This is a genomic window from Winogradskyella sp., from assembly GCF_028282165.1.
Taxonomy (GTDB): Bacteria; Bacteroidota; Bacteroidia; order Flavobacteriales; family Flavobacteriaceae; genus Winogradskyella.
In genome coordinates, this window is record NZ_JANQIM010000037.1 from 1 (window position 1) to 20716 (window position 20716).

Annotated in this window: 17 protein-coding genes; 4 read left to right on the forward strand and 13 right to left on the reverse strand. The window is 35.7% G+C overall.

What is annotated here, in order from left to right; translation table 11 throughout:
* Positions 1–440: 440 nt before the first annotated feature.
* From acs to Q0972_RS14960, 10 genes are all read right to left on the reverse strand, one after another.
* On the reverse strand, positions 441–2348 hold the full coding sequence (acs, locus tag Q0972_RS14915; protein ID WP_299367058.1) for an acetate--CoA ligase: 1908 nt from the start codon (positions 2346–2348) through the stop codon (positions 441–443).
* A complete protein-coding gene (locus Q0972_RS14920) occupies positions 2341–4254 on the reverse strand; it encodes an acetate--CoA ligase (RefSeq protein ID WP_299367061.1) in 1914 nt (637 codons plus the stop codon). The genes acs and Q0972_RS14920 overlap by 8 nt, the downstream gene beginning before the upstream one ends.
* A complete protein-coding gene (locus Q0972_RS14925) occupies positions 4251–4478 on the reverse strand; it encodes a hypothetical protein (RefSeq protein WP_299367064.1) in 228 nt (75 codons plus the stop codon). The genes Q0972_RS14920 and Q0972_RS14925 overlap by 4 nt, the downstream gene beginning before the upstream one ends.
* 64 nt (positions 4479–4542) lie before the next feature.
* A complete protein-coding gene (locus tag Q0972_RS14930; protein ID WP_299367067.1) occupies positions 4543–4908 on the reverse strand; it encodes a response regulator in 366 nt (121 codons plus the stop codon).
* Between the two features lie 20 nt (positions 4909–4928).
* Entirely contained in the window at positions 4929–7619 is a 2691-nt protein-coding gene (locus Q0972_RS14935; RefSeq protein WP_299367070.1) for a sensor histidine kinase, read from the reverse strand.
* Positions 7612–7806, reverse strand: coding sequence for a hypothetical protein (locus tag Q0972_RS14940; protein WP_299367072.1), 195 nt, complete (start codon positions 7804–7806; stop codon positions 7612–7614). The genes Q0972_RS14935 and Q0972_RS14940 overlap by 8 nt, the downstream gene beginning before the upstream one ends.
* Before the next feature lie 161 nt (positions 7807–7967).
* Positions 7968–9743, reverse strand: a complete 1776-nt coding sequence (locus Q0972_RS14945; RefSeq protein WP_299367075.1) for a sodium:solute symporter family protein — start codon at positions 9741–9743, stop codon at positions 7968–7970.
* 32 nt (positions 9744–9775) lie between these two features.
* Positions 9776–10036 (reverse strand): DUF4212 domain-containing protein, encoded by a 261-nt coding sequence (locus Q0972_RS14950; RefSeq protein ID WP_299367078.1) that lies wholly within the window; start codon positions 10034–10036, stop codon positions 9776–9778.
* Between the two features lie 12 nt (positions 10037–10048).
* Complete coding sequence (locus tag Q0972_RS14955; RefSeq protein ID WP_299367081.1) at positions 10049–11332, reverse strand: hypothetical protein; 1284 nt, start codon at positions 11330–11332, stop codon at positions 10049–10051.
* Between the two features lie 186 nt (positions 11333–11518).
* Complete coding sequence (locus Q0972_RS14960) at positions 11519–11938, reverse strand: helix-turn-helix domain-containing protein (protein WP_299367084.1); 420 nt, start codon at positions 11936–11938, stop codon at positions 11519–11521.
* 274 nt (positions 11939–12212) lie between these two features.
* Here Q0972_RS14960 and Q0972_RS14965 point away from each other — a divergent pair, with 274 nt between their 5' ends.
* Together Q0972_RS14965 and Q0972_RS14970 are read left to right on the forward strand one after the other, a co-directional pair.
* Positions 12213–14141: a transglutaminase family protein gene (locus tag Q0972_RS14965; protein WP_299367087.1), complete on the forward strand. Its 1929-nt coding sequence runs from the start codon at positions 12213–12215 to the stop codon at positions 14139–14141.
* 4 nt (positions 14142–14145) lie between these two features.
* A complete protein-coding gene (locus Q0972_RS14970) occupies positions 14146–16317 on the forward strand; it encodes a hypothetical protein (protein WP_299367090.1) in 2172 nt (723 codons plus the stop codon).
* A gap of 3 nt (positions 16318–16320) precedes the next feature.
* Here the strand turns inward: Q0972_RS14970 and Q0972_RS14975 are convergent, their stop codons facing one another.
* Positions 16321–17685, reverse strand: coding sequence for a sodium:alanine symporter family protein (locus Q0972_RS14975; RefSeq protein WP_299367092.1), 1365 nt, complete (start codon positions 17683–17685; stop codon positions 16321–16323).
* A gap of 54 nt (positions 17686–17739) precedes the next feature.
* Positions 17740–18549 carry a hypothetical protein gene (locus Q0972_RS14980; RefSeq protein WP_299367095.1) on the reverse strand — a complete coding sequence of 270 codons (810 nt, stop codon included), beginning with the start codon at positions 18547–18549 and terminating at the stop codon, positions 17740–17742.
* A gap of 230 nt (positions 18550–18779) precedes the next feature.
* On the opposite strand from Q0972_RS14980, the gene Q0972_RS14985 reads away from it, so the two are divergent.
* Positions 18780–19142, forward strand: coding sequence for a DUF2200 domain-containing protein (locus Q0972_RS14985; protein WP_299367098.1), 363 nt, complete (start codon positions 18780–18782; stop codon positions 19140–19142).
* A 26-nt stretch (positions 19143–19168) separates the two neighbouring features.
* The gene (locus Q0972_RS14990; protein WP_299367101.1) at positions 19169–19519 is read left to right on the forward strand and encodes a ribose-5-phosphate isomerase; all 351 of its coding nucleotides are present in this window, start codon (positions 19169–19171) and stop codon (positions 19517–19519) included.
* On the opposite strand, the gene bshA is transcribed toward Q0972_RS14990, so the two are convergent.
* Entirely contained in the window at positions 19512–20651 is a 1140-nt protein-coding gene (gene bshA / locus Q0972_RS14995; RefSeq protein WP_299367104.1) for an N-acetyl-alpha-D-glucosaminyl L-malate synthase BshA, read from the reverse strand. The genes Q0972_RS14990 and bshA overlap by 8 nt on opposite strands.
* Between the last annotated feature and the right edge of the window lie 65 nt (positions 20652–20716).

The window sequence follows — 20716 nt, forward strand, 5'->3', positions numbered from 1 at the left end:
AGGGCAATCGTATAATTCCCTTTTGGGTAAGCTAATTGTGTTGCCCTTAAAATTACTTCGGAAATTTTTACAAAAACCTGATAATTATCATATTGTATAGTTTTCACCTACAAAGATACTGCTCAAAACGTCCTGTGAAATGCGTCTTTAGCCAAGTACCGCCTTGGGTGAGGGAACCGCTGTTCTGAATGCGTAAAAATAAGTTATTACCTACATTTTAATTGGACTAAATAAATAGTAGGTTTGGATGGGTTTAAGTTCTTTTGTATTTTAAATTATCTAAAAAACCATAAATCATCTAATGGCCTTTTCACTACAATCTCACTAAAGCACTTAATCATCATTGCCTTTAGGTCATCTATATTTTTTGGGCTTCATTAAAAAAGAAAATCCTTATTCAAAAAAGAATAAGGATTTTAAACTCAAGCAATAGAATTAAATCATAATACATTATCCATAATCTCTTGAACGACTTCAGGATTTAACAATGTACTGGTATCACCAAGGTTACTGGTGTCCTTAGAGGCTATTTTTCTCAAAATACGTCTCATAATCTTACCTGATCGTGTTTTAGGCAAACCAGAAGTGAATTGAATTTTATCGAGTTTGGCTATTGGTCCAATACGATCGGTGATTAACTGATTGATTTCCTTTCTCACATTATCGTGCTGCCTTGTTTCTCCAGTATCCTTCAAGGTAATATAACCATAGAGGGCGTTCCCTTTAACATCATGCGGGAACCCTACAATGGCAGACTCTGCTACCGCATTATGCTCATTAATGGCGTCTTCAATTGGCGCGGTTCCTAAATTATGTCCTGAAACGATAATAACATCATCTACCCTACCTGTAATTCTGTAGTAACCTACCTCATCCCTTAAGGCACCATCCCCTGTAAAGTACATATTCTCAAAAGCCGAAAAATAGGTGTCCTTGTAGCGTTGGTGATTGCCCCAAATGGTTCTTGCCATAGATGGCCACGGAAACTTTATGCATAAGCGACCATCTACCTGATTCCCTTTTATTTCTTTGGCATTTTCGTCCATTAAGGCTGGTTGAATACCAATAAATGGTAAAGTGGCGTAAGTAGGCTTTGTTGGTGTGGAGAACGGGATTGGTGTAATCATAATTCCACCTGTTTCGGTCTGCCACCAAGTATCTACGATAGGGCTTTTCTTTTTACCTATATTATCATTGTACCAATGCCATGCTTCTTCGTTGATTGGCTCTCCAACAGAGCCCAGTACTTTTAGTGATGATAAATCGTATTTCTCTACGAGTTCTGTACCATGCTTAGCCAATGCTCTAATAGCTGTTGGTGCGGTATAGAATTGATTCACCTTATGCTTCTCGACAATATGCCAGAAGCGTCCAAAATCGGGATAACTTGGTACGCCTTCAAACATCACCGTTGTAGCGCCGTTACATAATGGCCCATAAACAATATAGCTATGTCCAGTAATCCAACCGATATCTGCCGTACACCAATATACATCTTCTTCACGATATTGAAATACATTTTTGAACGTGTATGCTGTGTAAACCATATACCCTCCTGTGGTATGCAGCATCCCTTTTGGCATTCCTGTTGAACCCGAGGTATATAAAATGAACAATGGATCTTCGGCATCCATAATTTCAGCCGTAAACTCGCGATAAGCTTCGTCTAATAAAGGTTGAAGCCACTCGTCGCGACCTTCTTTCATGGTGATATCAGAATTGATGCGCTTGGCCACTAAAACCGATTCCACACCAGGACAATCCTCTAAAGCTTCATCTACGATGCCTTTTAAGTCTATAGTCTTTGCGCCTCGATACGACCCATCAGAACAGATGACCATTTTGGCATCACAATCATTAATTCGAGTGGATAATGCTGTGGCCGAAAACCCTGCAAATACCACAGAATGAATGGCGCCAATACGAGCACAGGCCAAAACAGCGACCGCCAATTCTGGTATCATAGGGAGATAAATGCACACACGATCTCCTTTTTTGATGCCTTTATCATGCAGCACATTGGCAAATTTACAAACGCGATCGTATAATTGCCGATATGTAATATGTTCAGCTGGATCACTTGGATCATTAGGTTCAAATAGAATGGCTGTTTTGTCGCCTCTTGTATGCAAATGTCTATCGAGACAGTTCTCGGTAATATTCAGTTTAGCGCCCTCAAACCATTTGATTTCTGGTTTTTTAAAGTCCCAACTCAATACATTATTCCATTTTTTGCGCCATTCAAAATGCTCTTCAGCAATTTCTTCCCAAAAGGATTCTGGATTAGAGGTTGATTTTCTATAAACCTGAAAGTATTCTTCAAAGTTTTTAATATGGTAATTACTCATGATTGATTATGTTTTTATGTATTCCTATTTGATTTTTTTTATAAACGGATTCAATTTCTGAAATTATAGCGGCATCGTCAATAGTTGATGGCACATTATACTCTAAGTCATCACAAATGTTTCTCAACAATTTACGAAGAATTTTTCCTGAGCGTGTTTTTGGTAAACGTTTTACGGCAAAAACGTCCTTAAATGAAGCGACCGCTCCTATTTCGTGGCGTACATCTTGAATAATTTCTTTTGAAATAACACTTTCGTCTTGTATTTCACCTGCTTTTAAGACCACTAAACCCAATGGCTTCTGCCCTTTTAAATCGCAATGCACGCCAAATACAGCACATTCTGCCACCGCCTTATGAGATGCAACGATTTCCTCCATTTCTGCGGTCGATAAACGATGACCGGCAACATTGATAATATCATCCACACGGCCTGTAATAAATATATAGCCATCTTCATCCTTAAAACCACCATCACCAGAAAAGTAGTAACCAGGAAACTTATTGAGATAACCTGATTTAAAACGCTCGGGATTACCCCAAAGGTTTAACAACGTTCCTGGTGGTAATGGCAGTTTTACAGCAACATAACCTTCCACACCTGAAGCGGTTTCTTTTCCTTCTTCATTTAAAATTTGTATATCATAGCCACAGACTGGAAGTGATGCCGAACCTGGTTTCACGTCCATAAGTTCAACACCTACCATATTTGCCAACATTGGCCAACCACTTTCTGTCTGCCACCAGTGATCAATAACTGGAATACCCAAATGTTGCTCGGTCCAACTCAAGGTAGCCACATCACAACGCTCTCCTGCCAAGAATTGATACTTAAGACCGCTGAGATCATATTTTTTTATAAACTCACCATTGGGGTCTTCCTTTTTAATGGCACGAATGGCCGTTGGTGCTGTAAACATCACTTTTACGTTATGCTCACTAATGACGCGCCAAAATGTAGAGGCGTCTGGTGTCTTGATGGGTTTGCCTTCAAACAAAACGGTAGTGTTTCTATTCAACAGCGGCCCATAAACGATATAACTATGACCCACAACCCAACCTACGTCACTTGCTGCCCAATACACATCACCTTCTTCTACGCCATACACATGACTCATAGAGAACTTAAGTGCTGTTGCATAACCTCCTGAATCTCTTATGATACCTTTAGGTTTTCCCGTAGTTCCAGAGGTATATAAAATGTACAACGGATGATTAGATTCTACTGAAACAGGTTCGATGGCTACTGATTTAGATACCAATTCTCCATAATCTATATCATAAGGTTTATAAGGAATATCTACACCCAATTTCCTGTCAAAAACAATGACATGTTCGGGTTGGTGTTCTGCGAGTTCAATGGCCTCATCAACAAATGGCTTGTAGGGAATAATACGCTCTATTTCTATACCATTTGAAGCTGTGATGATCGCCTTTGGTTTGCAATCGTCTATCCTTATGGCCAATTCGTGAGGAGCGAATCCACCAAAAACTACTGAATGAATAACTCCTAATCTTGCACAAGCCAGCATAGCATATAGCGCTTGCAGGATCATTGGCATGTATATAACGCAAGTATCTCCTTTTTGCAAACCAAGTGTTTCCAAGCCACCGGCTAATTTGGCAACTTCATGATGCAATTGATTAAAAGTTATTTTAGTTTTTGTATTTGTAACTGGTGAATCGTAAATAATTGCATTTTGTTCACCGAAACCATCTTCAATGTGTTTATCGATGCAGAGGTAACTTACATTTAGCTTTCCGTCTGCAAACCATTGAGGATAGTTATGTTCATCAGCTCCAAGAATACTGGTTGGTTGTTGATACCAAGCTATTTGTTCTGCTTGTTCTTTCCAGAATTCAGCCGGATTAGCTATGCTCTTCTTGTAAATATCTTGATATTTCATGGTTTGCTCTTTTTAGAATTAAATAATCCAAACCAATTTGGATTCAATACTCTAAGTTTTATAAGAGCCCAAATAATGACCACAAAACAAATGCCCATAATCAAGGACTCAAAAGGGCCAGTTGCAGTTTCACTTTCTAATTTAAAACGGAAATAAAGGGTTACTATAACGTATAAACTGATGATAATATCAGACGCTAAAGCATTAATTCGAAGTCGTTTCATTTTATTTTACTTTAATTAAACATGGTTTGTTTGCACACAAAACCAACATTTATTAAAGTAGAAACTATGAGGCTATAAGCTCATTAATTTCTGAAACTATTTTTTTTATTGAAAACGGCTTTGTTAAATATTTATCAGCTCCGAGTTTTAAGCCTTTTTCAATATCTGAAGTTTTATTTTTTGCAGTTAAAAACACAACTTTGGTATCTTTTAACTGATTGTTATCTTTAATTGCCTTAAGTGTTTGATAACCATCTACTTTAGGCATCATAATATCTAACATAATTACATCAGGAATGACACGTTCTAAAATCTCTAATGCTTCGCTACCATCCCTTGCTATATACACTTCAAAATCGTGTTTTTTAAACGTGTATTCTAATGTCATTACTATGTTTGGTTCATCGTCAACGATGACAATTTTTTTCATTACTCTAATTATCTTACAATTTACTTAAAAGGCAGCTTAAAACCAAAGGTTACACCACTTTTTTGATTATTTTTCGCCCAAATTTTTCCATTGTGGTTTTCTACAATCTGTTTGCATATGGCCAGACCTAATCCACTGCCCTCTGGCTTTCGAATATTTTGGTTTTTTGACTGGTAGAATTTATCGAAAATATAAGGCATATCCTGATCTGGAATACCTTTTCCATTATCCTTAATTGTAACTTCCAAAAACCCTTTATCGTACTTATAATCTACTACAATCTTGCCTTTTTTGGTACTACTGAACTTAATCGCATTTGAAATAAGATTGGTTAAAACCTGTACAATACGATCTTCATCGTACTCCGCATAAAAGTCGCTCATGTTAGAATGAATGACACTTACTTGTTTCTTTTCGGCTAAATGGTATAGACTATCTATTGTTTTTTGAATGGTTTTCCTAATGTTATGTTTCTTAATATTGAGTTGTGTTCTTCCTCTTGAAAGTTTTTCAAAATCCAATATATTATGAATCAATCTCGAAAGGCGATCACTGTCTTGCAACATATTCTTTAGAAATTGGGTCTTAATCTCAGATGGCATATCATCTTCATCATCCATAAGCAGTTCTGTAGTAGCTCTTATGCCAGTGATTGGTGTTTTTAACTCATGTGCCACTGTATCTAAAAACTCATCTTTTTGCTTGTCCTTTTCAAGCAACTCTTCATTTGCGTTTTTTAATTGATCCGTTAGCTTCGTTAATTCATTAGACTTTTCTCTTAGTAGTTTATTTCTTGCAATGGTTTCTTTGGATTCTTCAAGAATTTTCAAAACTTCCACTAAACTGACCTCGTCTTCTTTTACTACACTTGAGATTAGTATTTTTGCAGAAGCACTGCCAATACTTCCCGTCAATAGCTTTTCAGAAAAGTTAATCAGTCTGGCATCAGCCATTTGCGTATCTAAAGGCAAATCGTATTTTCTAAAAAATAGATTTAAGGCACGCTCTGTCCTTGGTTCGCCTAAAAATTTCACCAAAACCTTTTTTATTTCGGCTACATAGGCTTCCCCTTTCCATACCAAAGCACCATCCTGCAAATCTGTATAGTTTCTGCTATCCACGTACATTTCCGCATAGTTACGCTCGCGATAATTTCCCTTAATTATAACAGAAAATGTTACATAACAGAACACATTAACCAATAAACTCCAGAAAAAGGCATGGGCTGGTGGGCTTAAAAAGTCTATGCCAAATAAGGCATGTGGTTTTAACGCCGCAACATTATTTAAACCATTTTGAACAAGATCTTCAGAACCCGTTAACGCCTGAATGGAAAAGGGTAAAATCAAGGTATAAAAGACGACTCCTATCCCAGCAATGATACCAATGACCGTAGCTTTTGATGAACCTCTATTCCAGAACAACCCAATAAAAAATGAAGGTGCCAACTGGGCAATGATTACAAAAGCCATGAGCCCTATGGAATATAAGGATAACTCAAAAGAGAAATTCACATAAAAGGCATATGCAATTATGATAATGGAAAAGATGGAAATACGTCTTATATTCTTTATGTATTTGGCATTACGTTCAGGATGGCCCTTGACAAAATAGTCCAAAAACCCATAGGGAATCACCAAGTTATTGCTCACCATTGTTGACAAGGCTAACGTAGCTACGACAACCATAGAAATCACAGCTGAAAATCCTCCTAAAAAAACTAAGACTGATAAAAACGTATTACCGTTTTGCAATGGCAATAACAAAGCATAGTATTCTGCTTGATCTGCATTGCCAATGGTTAAATTTCCTGCCCAAGCAATAAAAATCACAAACACATTAAATAGCAAAAGGTATAATGGAAACATCCAAATAGCACCCTTTAAGTGTTTTTCTCTTACATTTTCTACAACCGACACTTGAAACTGTCTTGGCAATAAAAATATGGCCATAAACGATAACATTATAGTATAGAGCCAATTGAACCCATCCTCAAAACCGCCTATTGTTGTAAGCGATTTAAAATTCTCTGACTTAGCCATTTTAGAATAGATATCTTCGGTTCCATCAAATAAGATATATGTTACATAAATACCTACAAACAAAAAGAACGTAAGTTTAATAATGGATTCAAAGGCAACTGATACGATTATTCCTTTATGCTTTTCGGAAGCATCTGTGGTTTGGGTACCAAAAAATGTTGCAAAAACGGCTAACAATAAAGCGATATAAAATGTTGAATCGTCATAAACCGAGGTTGATACATAACTGGTGTCATCTGATAAAATTTGAAAGGTCTCAGAAACTGCCTTAAGCTGAAGGGAAATATATGGTACAATGGCCATGAGGCATACAATAGTCACGAGCGCCCCTAAAAACCGATGATTTCCATAACGCAATGATATAAAATCTGCAATTGAACTGATCTTATGTTGCTTTGAAATTCTTATTATCTTTCTGAGCACTACTATCCAAAGTGGTGCTGCAATCACTGGCCCCAAATAAATAGGTAAAAAATCAATGCCAGAGTTGGCCGCGATCCCTATACTTCCATAATATGTCCAAGCTGTACAGTAAACTGCCAAAGACAATGTATAGACTATAGCATTGTTAACCCATTTGCTTTTTGAGTTCTTCTCAGCAATAAACGCTATGAAAAACAAAGTGGCTAAATAAGCAATGATTATGGTGAACAAAACGTAATTACTCATAATATCGCTTTAATACGAGATAAGATACCACAATAATAATCAACCAGATACTAAAAATTGATACGTAAAATGTTGGAACTCCAAACACTTGTCCATCATTATTAAAGACTAAAAGAAAAGGGACATTCAAAATAATGAAGGCGGTAATGGATAGTATAATTAACTTTTGCTCGTGTCTTTTTTTCAAAGTTTGACGAATTTAGATTCTGAAATTACTAAAAGAAATTTAAATACATTCTGAGATTCTGAATTACTGAAATGAATCCAGCACATATAAGTTCAGAACTAACGCAAAAAACAGTGTTGTTTAGGGCAACACTGTTTTTACTAACTAATAAAACTTGTCAACTAGTGACTATGTGCTTCTCCAGCACCAGATGGTATTCTAATGTTTTCAACAATTTCCTGTACATGTTGAGGCGGTGCGGATGTCATGCGCGACACTACTACCGAAACAATAACATTTACAAGCATAGCAATGGTTCCGAACCCTTCAGGTGAAGTACCAAACCACCATTCGCTTGCTGGTCTAGGATCGAATGCTCCTATTAGACCGGTTTTATATCTAATCATATAGAACAACATCAAAGTAATTCCGACGATCATACCTGCAATTGCACCTTGCTTATTCATGCGTTTATCAAAAATCCCGAGAATAATGGCTGGGAAAAATGAAGCAGCTGCAAGTCCGAAAGCCAATGCTACTACGGCAGCAACAAACCCTGGTGGATTCATACCAAAGTACCCTGCTACTAAAATAGCACCTAGAATAGCAATACGTGCTGCCCAAAGCTCTCCTTTTTCAGATAGATCTGGCTTTATTTGTTTCTTAATCAAATCATGGGAAATTGATGTTGAAATTACTAATAAAAGTCCTGCAGCAGTAGATAATGCTGCCGCTAATCCACCAGCTGCAACCAGTGCGATTACCCAATTTGGCAGTTTAGCAATTTCTGGATTGGCCAATACCATGATATCTCTATCTACATATAATTCATTTGCCGAATCCGTAGCATTTGAAATGGTACGCTCACCATAAACGCCCCTAGCTTCATTAAATATGGGTTTTTTGCCATCAATAGCACCACCAGCTACATACTGAATTTTGCCATCACCATTCTTATCGGTCCAAGCTATTAGACCACTATCTTCCCAATTTTTAAACCATGCTGGCACTTCAGTATATTCTGTATCTCTTACGGTCTCAATTAAATTGGTTCTTGCAAATACTGCAATAGCAGGTGCTGTTGTATAGAGAATAGCGATGAATAACAACGCTAAACCAGCTGATTTACGTGCATCTTTCACCTTAGGTACCGTAAAGAAACGTACGATAACGTGTGGTAATCCGGCTGTACCAACCATTAATGCTAAAGTAATGGCAAAGACATCCCAAGTAGATTTACTACCGTCTGTGTATTCCTTAAATCCGAGTTCTGTATGCAGTCGATCCAATTTGTCCAGGAGCAATTCGCCTCCTTCTACACTTCCTCCCATACCTAATTGTGGAATAATATTCCCCGTCATTTGCATAGAAATGAAAAATGCAGGTACCATAAATGCAAAGATCAGTACACAATATTGGGCGACCTGTGTATAGGTGATGCCTTTCATTCCTCCAAGGAAAGCAAATACTAACACAATGGCCATACCTATAACAACTCCCAAGTTGATGTCAACTTCCAAGAATCTAGAAAATACTACACCTACACCGCGCATTTGTCCGGCAACATAAGTAAACGACACTAAAAGTGCACAGATTACCGCAACGGTTCTGGCTGTGTTAGAATAATAGCGATCTCCGATAAAATCGGGAACGGTAAACTTTCCGAATTTCCGAAGGTAAGGCGCTAATAATAATGCCAGTAGTACATAACCGCCTGTCCAGCCCATAAGGTAAACTGAGCCATCGTAACCTGTGAAAGAAATGATACCAGCCATCGATATAAACGATGCTGCACTCATCCAATCGGCCGCTGTGGCCATACCATTTGCTAAAGGAGATACACCTCCACCTGCAACATAAAAGTCTTTTGTTGAGCCTGCTCTTGCCCAAATTGCAATTCCGAAATATAGTGCGAATGTGATCCCAACTAATATCCATGTCCAAGTTTGTACACTCATAATATTTTATTTTTTTTGGTTATTAGTTAAGACTATTCGTCGTAACCGTATTTTTTATCTAGTTTATTCATAATGCGAACGTAAACGAATATTAAGATGACGAATACGTATATCGATCCTTGCTGTGCAAACCAGAAGCCAAGTTTAAAGCCTCCAAGGTTTATTTGATTTAAAGTATCTTTAAAGAGGATACCACAGCCATAGGATACAATGAACCAAATGGCCAAGAGTATGGAAAGGTATTTTACATTTTCCTTCCAATATGCTGTTGCGTTTTGTTGTTTATCTGACATAATGCTGTTGGTTTATAAAAATATGTGTGTTTGAATTGTAAAGACATTTCTATTTTCCGCTCCCATTGCTCCACTTTTGCCAGTCAAATATTCTGCCGTGATCTTGGCGAAATGACCGTTTATAAAATAGTTTAAACCTACACCAAATTCATTAGCAGTATTCGGTGTAAAATCAAGGTCTTGTGTGTTATACTTAACATAAGGCATAAGTTTGGCATTTCGAAACAAAAGCCCAACTTGCCCATGAACAATTGAGCCCGATGAAGGCACTAATCCACCACCAGGAGCACCTGTAGTGTCGCCATAATTATAGTTGTAATAAGCACCTAGAGCACTAATAGCCAACTTGTCGTTTAAGGGTGCATCATAGAATGCATCGGCTGCAAAATGGAAAACATCCTCTCTATTGTCTAGAGTATTAACCGCCAAGGCATCCGGATGGTAGTGGAAGCCAGCTCCAATACTTAGTACTTTCTTTTTTCCTAAATAGGAACCTACGAAATAAGGTAGCTTATCAGATTCCTTATCAAATATGTCATATTTAAAATAACCCGCATAGTTCCATGTTCCCGTCCCTATACTATTATCTACTTGAAATGTAGGTGATGCACCTAAATTATCTGGTAAACCATCGCCATTATCATCAGCACCAAAATTATTTCTGGCGTTATTTGCAGAAACACGATATCCGAATTTCCCTAGCGAACCTTTGGCATAAATGCCTAAATGACGTGCAAATTGGTCACTAGTTGTAATATTTGACCATGGAAATAACCTTGCATCAGACACAGATGCTCCTCCTTGACCACCTGGATTATCTAAGGTCATCATGTTTAAGGTACTTTGGTTAGTAAGCCGTGAAATTCCATTCCAATAATGCAACCCAGATCCAACATGCAATTTCCCGGGAACTACCGCAAATTCAGCCCAGGCATCGTGCAAAAACAACAAACTGCGCTGATTATCTGACTGGGAGTTTGGATTGGCAGTAAGCTGACTAGCTCCTAAGCTATTCAAACCAAAATGGGTTAAAATCAAAAATCGTGGTGAAATTTGTGCATAGGCCAACATTCTTGACCTTCTGATAGAGAACTTAGGTCCCTTTTGTTCTGATCCACCTTGAAGCCACATTTGGTGCCACAAGATAAATCGAATGTATTTACTACCATCATCATTTAATTTTACTTGTAATGGTTTGTAAGTATGATCCGGTTCAGAATCTTCTTGTTGTCCCCAACCTGCAAATGGCATAAAAAATAGCGCAAGTAGAAACAAAGTCAAACTTGTTTTTTTCATAAATTTTAGTGATTTAGTTAGTTACAATTGGTTTTGTGTGCACCACTAAGCTCTAAAAAACAAGCTCTAAAAAAAAAGTTAATATAGTTTTTTGTTAATTAAATATACTTTTAGCATAAAAAAGCTAATACTTAAAGCTATAAAATAACTTAAACAAAATATACCTAAAAATTATTGAAACAATACCTAATCCCTGAAACGTTCCCATTTAATAAGCATAAACTTATCCCCAAGTTCAGTTACTAGCGTACCCGCTCCTGATAGATTTTTGGAATTAGAAAAAAATTTGGAGAGCTCTTCTGCGTTTAAAATTTTATAGGTTGGGTGGTATTTAGAATTATAAGGTCGCTTAATATTAAACTTTTTCACCCAATTCATTACACTAACATGAGAAATACCAAGGATACGCTCAATTTCACGATATGTTAGCCCCTCCAAGTAAAGCTGTAGGGCTTTATTAACATAATAATCATCAATCTTTTTCCCTAATTTATTTACAGTAAAGTAATAATTACAAGACTTACATTTATAGCGTTGCCTATTATTTACTATTCCGCTCTTAACGTAGTGATTAGAACCACAATTTGGACAAAGATTAGTTTTCATTAGTTATATATATTTATTTAGCATAAATATATTAATTTAGCATAATATATACAAATAAAAATACTTTGTTGTAGCAATAAGCAAAAGTCATTAAACAAAAAAATACAATATATCAGGGCATCTCTTAGATTGGAAAGACCTTTAGTTAACTTAGATTAATAAGTATAGATTTTAACACAAAAAATTAGCTTTTATCGAAAACCAATGACAAAGCATTGGGTATTCTTTTTGATTTTCTTAACATTTAAATATATTAGTCGCAGATTATTACAACATGGCTAAACTCTACTTCCCCTTATTCTTTTTGGTCTTTACTTTTTCAGTCATAAATGCCCAAAGAAAGATAGAACCAGATGCATACGATATAGCAAAAGCAAAAAAACTAAAATCCAAATTCGATAATGAAGACGACGATGTTGTACTTGAGGAGAGTCTTGATTTTGTCTCATTCGATTTTAATTCTAGAACCGAAAACGTTACTGTGCAGCACGAAATGAAGGAAAAAATGATAAACATGAATACTCGTGCTGATATTCAAAAATATTGTTTTTATGATGGTCAATCCGAGGTAATAGAATTTGAAATTAACTATAAAAATGGTCGAGATGCCAACTTTTTTATAAAAGACGAAGCTTACACCAGCGGCGATCTATTTCATAATGATGCTAGGGTTATGTATACTGAAATGGATTTTCCGCTTCAAGGCTATCGCTATGAAACGTTTATCAAAAAGATCTACTTTGACATTAAATATTTTACAAAGCTATATTTCAATGACCAATACCCAACCGAAAATAAAGTCATTAGTATTGAAATTCCCGAGTGGTTAGATATAGAATTAAAGGAGATTAATTTTGAGGGGTTTAATATAGAGAAGCGTACTCAACCTAATCCCAGAAAGAAATCCAAAACCCATATTTATACACTAAAGGACATACCGGCCATGACAAAAGCCTCTAATGCACCTGGCCCCACTTACATGTATCCTCATTTGTTGATTTTAGCTAAATCCCATAAGAAACTTGACAAAACAACACCTATTTTCGAATCTACACAAGACTTGTACAATTGGTACAGTTCACTCACCAAAAGTTTAGAGAACGATAACACGCCTTTTAAAGAAAAAGTATCCGAACTCATCAAAGACGCTAAAACCGACGAGGACAAAATAAAGAACATCTATTATTGGGTACAAGATAATATTAGATATATTGCTTTTGAAGATGGAATCGCCGGGTTTAAGCCAGATGAAGCTTCTAATGTGTACAATAAAAAATATGGTGATTGCAAAGGCATGGCTAATCTTACCAAACAAATGCTTATAGAAGCTGGTTTTGATGCTAGACTAACTTGGATTGGTACTAAACATATCGCTTACGACTATTCCACACCCAATTTGTCCGTGGATAACCATATGATCTGTTCACTTTTTAAGGATGGCGAAGTTATATTCTTGGATGGTACTGAAAAGTTTAATGCTTATGGTGAATATGCCGACCGCATTCAAGGTAAGCAAGTTATGATAGAAAACGGCGATGCGTATATTTTAAAAACTGTCCCAGTAAGTGATGTAGCATTTAATAAAGAAGTTTTTACATACAACTTAAACCTTGAAGGGGAAACCTTAAAAGGCACTGTAAACAAACAGTATAAAGGAGAAAGTCGTTCTGATTTGCTCTATTTTTTCGATCAGCTTAAGTCGGATAAAAAAGAAGAATTCTTAGAATACTTTTTAAATAAAGGGAATAGTAACATCAAGGTTTTTGATATTAAAACTTCAGATTTATCCAATAGAGACATAAACATTGCTATGGACTATAAAATTGAAGTGAAGAATGCCGTATCGTCTTTTGACGGCTCCATTTATATAGATTTGGATATAGATAAAGAACTGGCCGATTTTGCCTTTAAAGAGCGAGATGTTGATTACATCTTCAGTTCAAAAAAATATTTAGAATCTACAACAAATCTTACTATTACTGAAGGGTATACTATTGATTATTTGCCTAAAAATATAGCTGTTTCAAACACCAATTACGACCTCTCTGTTTCCTTTACAAAAAATGACCGTCAACTTTCTTATAAAAAGGTATTCGTGATTAAAAATGCTATAATTGAAACTACGGATTTTGAAGAGTGGAATACTTTTATGGAGGACCTCAACACCCTATATAATGAACAAATTATACTTACAAAAAACTAAACTAATGAAGACCCATATATTACTAATATTATTCGCATGTTTAACATTATCAACATTTGGGCAATCGAAGGAAGCCCAAGAAGCTAAAGATTTTTTCTGGGGCGCAAACGACACCTATAAAAATGCTATTGAAATCCCTGAAAAATGGAATAATGAATCCGCAGTCATTATTTACAAAAATGTTAACTACGACTTCCATAAGTTTGGCAAAAATGTGACGTATAAGAGTTCCGTAAGAAAACGCATAAAGCTTTTAGACAAAGCTGCGGTTGAAGAATTTTCAGAATTTGCTTTCCAAAAGCGATTTAGATCTACAAAAGGGCGTTTTACTTGGCGAGAGAAAGGCAATAATTTTGTAGGTGTAAAGATTATTAAACCAGATGGTAAAGAAATAGAAATCGATATAGAAAAAGAGGCTGTGGAAGTAGACGGCGAGTCTAAAATTGCCATATCAAATCTTGAAATTGGTGACATAATTGACTATTATTTTTACAGCTTAGAACCATTTAAATCTACATATGCCTTTGGTTTTGATCCTGTTGAGACAACCTTAAATGAAGAATACCCCATAGTAAATTATAAACTCTTCATTGAAACCGAAAATGATTTCTTTATCAATTTTAGGTCCTTTAATGGCGCTCCTGAATTAAAAGAAATTCCGACCGATAAGCGCAGTTTGAGACGTTATGAGCTATCTGCTTCGGATATAGGCAAAAGTGAATATAAGCGTTGGTTTTTTCCACTTTTAGAATTGCCTTCTTACAAGTTTCAGGTTTATTTTGCACGCTCAGGTAAATTTGAGGACAGAGCCATGGCCTTTTTACCCGAAAAGGAAAGCATCATAAAGACTTCGGTTTCAAAATATGAAGTATTGGATTTGTATGATAATCGATTTAGACCAGATGGCGATATCGGGGATGTAAAAGGATTCTTTAAAAAGAAAACCTTCAAAAACCCTACAGAAAAAGTCACTGAGGCCTATTATTACATGCGTCATTATTATTTAACACGCTTTGTTGAAGCCATATTCGCCAAAGAGGCAAACATAATGTTTAATCCTTATGTTTATTATGGTTATCCCGTTTTTATAGATAATCAAAAACAGTTTGTTAGGCATTTTACAGAATTTCTAAAACGCGAAAAAATAAAATATGAAATCGTTGTTGCCAAAAAACGTTATGATGGCTCAATTGAAGATTTACTTATAGAACGTAACGTTAATGTATTGATTAAGGTGAATACGCCAACACCATTATATGCAGAGCTTTTTAGTATCCACACCAATATTAATGAGTTTTCGCCTTTACTCGAAGGTACGGATGTTTACTTATTGTCGGCAACTCGTAATAAAATAGACACCATTAAAAAGGGAAAACTTCCAGTATCATCTTATTCGGATAATGAGACCAAAAAAGAGATTTCCATTAGTTTAAATGATGATTTTTCTGGACTAAGAATTTCTTCAGTCAACTATTTTAAAGGACATGTAAAAACGGAACATCTATACGACCGTCTCTTATTCAATGACTATGTAAATGAGGATTATGCAAAATACGGCACCAAATCCTGGATTAATATGATGAAACGTAAAAAAGACAAAGCGAGATATAAAAAAGAGTTAGACGCCCTAGCCAAAAAACTACAAGACAACCAGCAAGAGCGATTTAAAGCAGCGGCTGAATCAGATTTCGACTTAGAAGAATTTGAAAATTACACGTATTCTATTGACGCTACGGGACGTTATGCCTTTGATGATTATTTTGTGTTTACAGAGAGTTTTGATATAAATAATGCACTTTTAAAGAAAGCTGGCCCTAATCACATTATTGAAATTGGAAGACTAATTGGAGGGCAAATTGATTTGGAAGAAAAAGAACGGGAAAGAACAGCTAATATAAATGTAGAATATGCGAGAAGTTTTAATTACAAAATTGATTTTGTAATTCCTGAAGGCTATACCGTTGCAGGCTTAGATAAACTAAACAAAAGTGTTGATAATGAAACTGGTGCTTTTATAAGTACTGCGACAATTGAGGATAATATTCTAAAAATAGAAACTTCCAAGAAATACAAAAACCATTTTGAACCCAGTGAGAACTGGCCAAAAATGATTGCATTCTTGGATGAGGCCAATCAATTTTCAAACGAAAAGATTCTCTTAAAGAAGATAAAATAAAGTTTATAACCTGCTAAAATAGATTTTACTGGCCTTTACAACCCTTGGTGCTAATAAAATTGTGGCAAGCATAGTTGGAATCGCCATAAAAGCAAAGACACCATCAATAAAGTTTATCATAGCCTCAAAAGGGGTCGTTGCTGCCAAAACAATGCTTATAATATAAAAGTAGTTATAATAATGTTTTCTATCAGCACCTAGTAAAAACGACATACACTTTTTACCATAGTAGGCATAGCTAAAGAGTGAAGAAATACTGAAAAAGAATACACAAACCATTAAGAGGTACTGACCATAGGGAAGCGCATCCTTAAAGGCCGAAGCAGTAAGACTAACCCCATTATCTGGTGTTGTCTCCCAAACCCCTGTAACCAATATAGCCAAAGCTGTTAACGTACAAACAATTAAAGTATCTATTACAGGCCCTAACATAGCTACTAAGCCTTCCCTCACAGGTTCATCGGTTTTAGCTGCTCCATGAGCCATGGGGGCAGTACCTAAACCAGCTTCGTTAGAAAAAGCACCACGTTTAATACCATGTAAGATTAATGCTCCCAAAACACCACCTAAAAAAGGTTGGTCTGCCGGGAAATAATTGGCTGCAAAAGCATCAGTAACAATTAGTTTTAGATAAATTGGAACTTCAGAATAATTAATGCTCAGGATTATAAGCACTAATACAAAATACAATACAACCATAGATGGTACCATTTTAGATGCCCAAGTACTTATGCGTTGAAGACCTCCAAGAATAACGATACTTGTTACTATAACTAAGACTAGTGCAATCGTAAGATTTGTGTTAAACGTTACTTCTACACCATTGGGAATTAAGATAATATCATTAATCGCTTGTTTAAGTTGGTTAACATTAACCACAGGAAGCGCTCCCAACATCCCAAAAATGCTAAATAATACTGCTAAAAACTTCCATTTTTTTCCTAGGCCTTCAACAATAAAATACATTGGCCCACCTTGCAGTTCTCCATTACTGTCTTTTCCTCTATATAAAACAGCCAATGTCGACGTAAAAAACTTAGTACTCATACCCACAATGGCACTGACCCACATCCAAAACATAGCACCTGGCCCACCAACTGAAATGGCCAAAGCTACACCAGCAATATTTCCCATACCTATGGTGGATGACAAAGCAGTACTCAAAGCCTTAAAATGAGAAATCTGTCCAGGATCATTTGGGTCATCGTATTTACCTCTAAGGACACTAATAGCATGTCCTAAATATCGAAAAGGAAGAAACTGAGAGCGAATAATTAAATATAAACCACCTCCTATAAGCAGTATTAGTAGAGGTAAGCCCCATGCTAAAGATGAAAAACGTTCGAGTAATTGGTTTAATGACGCCATAAAACGTAAAGGTAGTAAACCAAAAAAACAATTGAAGAAAGCTTAAGGGAAAAATCAAAGAGATACCCTAACATTATTCTCTTTTACAAGCTCGTTAGTTAAGTCTTTGTATTTTTGGTCAATAGCCTCATTCTTGTAGGTGAACTGCTTCTTATTATTTGCCCTTTTCCAGCTTTTTTCGGGGGATGCTTTCTCGTTTATTAAACCTTCTACGAGTGGCAAACTCTCTTTAATATCTTTTAGTCGAATATATGTGATATTTCTAAGCAATCTTGTTTTCTCCGTAAAATCGAAATAAAAATCAATGAGCTTATCTATCATGTCTTGATTTTTTTTACTTTTTAGATCAAACTCAAATTCGCGAAGATTCACACCTACTTTTTCTTGCCAGAAATGCTCATGTGGTATATCAAAATAGAATTTTAACATTGAAGGCTTATTCCAATAATTGATAACTGAAGTGATCCATGATGAAGGTGATCTTAAAATACAAATATAATTTAGATCTTTAGCAATCTCATTTTTAGACAGCTCCTCTACATAGGCACTCCATGATCCTGAACATTCTAACTTTAAGTTTAAATAATTTAGACGTTTTACGAAGTATTTATCAAAATCCTTATCGAGGTACTTATATGACGCATAATGTATTGGCTCGTGTCTTGAAATTTCGGATTTAAAACTGCTTGATAGATAGGTTGTACCCGTTTTATATGGCGAAATACAATAAACTGTTCTCTGCTTCAAAACTTCTGAGCTTTGCATGTTCATTTGCCACAGTACTAGTCGTCCCTCAATAGCTCTTATTTGCTTTGCAAATGGAGTTTTGAGTAGAAAGAATTTCAATTTATCTGAAGTAGGCATTGTGATAATAATTAAAAGTTCTTGCTTATATTTATAAAAAACAGAGGGAGATTAAGTCTTGAACTACAATATGAGTTTGATTAAAGAGCTAGAATATAGAATATATATTGATTTAAAGTTCGTTGCTATTTAAGAACTTTAAGCTTTTTTATGAAAAATAATAGAGGAATTGCATTATAAATCAGATAATAACGCACAATTCTTAATTTTAACAACCTAAAATAGTGATTATGGGTGATACTAGCCATCATGACGAACGCATTGCAAAAATGACTTTTGCATCCGTATATCCACATTATGTTACCAAAGTGGAGAAGAAAAGCAGAACCAAAGAAGAATTACACCAAGTTATAGAGTGGCTAACAGGCTACGATGAAAAAGCATTGCATAAAATTATTGAGGCAAAAACTAATTTCGAAACTTTCTTTAAAGAAGCTACATTAAATCAGAACGCTCACCTTATAAAAGGGGTGATTTGCGGTTACAGAGTAGAAGATATTACCAATACTACAACTCAAAGCGTAAGATATCTTGATAAACTGGTAGATGAATTAGCTAAAGGCCGAAAGATGGAAAAAATCCTGCGATCCTAAACATCTAGAATTGATAATATCTTACTATGCCTAAAACTCTGTATCGTATTTATGTCATAGAATTATCTAAACGTGTTTATACAAAAAATGCAAAATTTAGAGCTGCAAATCCACAGTTTAATGGTGTTCTGGAATGTCTTTATGTTGGTATGACCAGTAAGACACCTAAAGAACGTTTCCTACAACACAAAACAGGCTATAGAAACAAAAAAGGGTATAAAATTTCTTCTAACATCGTACAACAGTATGGTTTGTACTTAAGACCCAGCCTTTATATGCATATAGATCCCTTTTTGTCCAGGGAAGAAGCTATTGTAGCCGAGAAGGAAATTGCTTTGGAGTTACGAAGATCTGGATATGCCGTATGGTTTAATTAGTCACCAAAAACTTATCTAAAGTTTCTTCATATATCGCTTCGTATTTTGGTACTATATTATGGATATCAAAATTTTTGGATTGTTTTTTAGCGTTCGCTTTAAAGGTATTCAAAGTCTTCATATCCTTTAAAATCTTAATGGCATTTGATGACATATCCGAAACGGCATTAACATCACTCAAGTAACCCGAATAACCATCAATATTGACCTCTGGTAGTCCACCAGTATTTGTTGAAATAACTGGTACTCCACTTGCCATTGCTTCTAAGGCCGCCAAGCCAAAACTTTCGGTCCGTGATGGCAGTAAGAATAAGTCACTGAAACAAAGGATTCTATCTATTTCATAACTGTTTCCAAAGAAAATGACCTTATCGCTAATTCCCAATTCTTCCGTCAACAACTCCGCCGCTTCTTTTTCTGGTCCTTCACCAACAAGCATTAATTTTGCTGGTAATTCTTTCTGAATATTATAAAAGATTTTAATCACATCAGGAATCTGTTTCACTTCCCTCATATTACTGATATGTGTAATAATACGTTCGTTATCCTCTGCCATCATCCCACGCTGGCAATCCGTAAAATTGTGTTCATGCTTATCTAAATCTATAAAATTTGGTACCACATGAATATCATTCTTAATATCAAAAAGGCGTAATGTATCTTGCCTTAGACTTTCCGAAACTGAAGTCACAGCATCAGATTTATTAATACTAAATGTAACTGCTGGTTTATAAAATGGGTGGCTACCTACAAGAGTAATGTCCGTTCCGTGCAATGTAGTAACAATAGGGACTAAAATACCATCACCTAAAAGCATTTGCTGTGCCATATATGCTGCATAAGCATGAGGAATCGCATAATGCACATGCAATAATTGAATATCATACATTTTAACCATGTCTACCAATTTACTAGACAAGGCCAATTCATAGGGTTGGTAGTGAAACAATGGATATTCAGGAACGTGTACTTCGTGAAAATGAACATTGTTGCTCAATAACTCTAATCTTACTGGCTGGCTATAAGTAATAAAGTGAATTTCATGCCCTCTTCTAGACAGTTCTAAACCCAGTTCTGTGGCTACTACTCCACTCCCACCAAAGGTTGGATAGCAAACAATTCCTATTTTCATTTAAGTATGGTCGTTACTAGTTTGAGAGGTTAAAGTTAGATGTTTTATGTTTTTAATAGTCAACT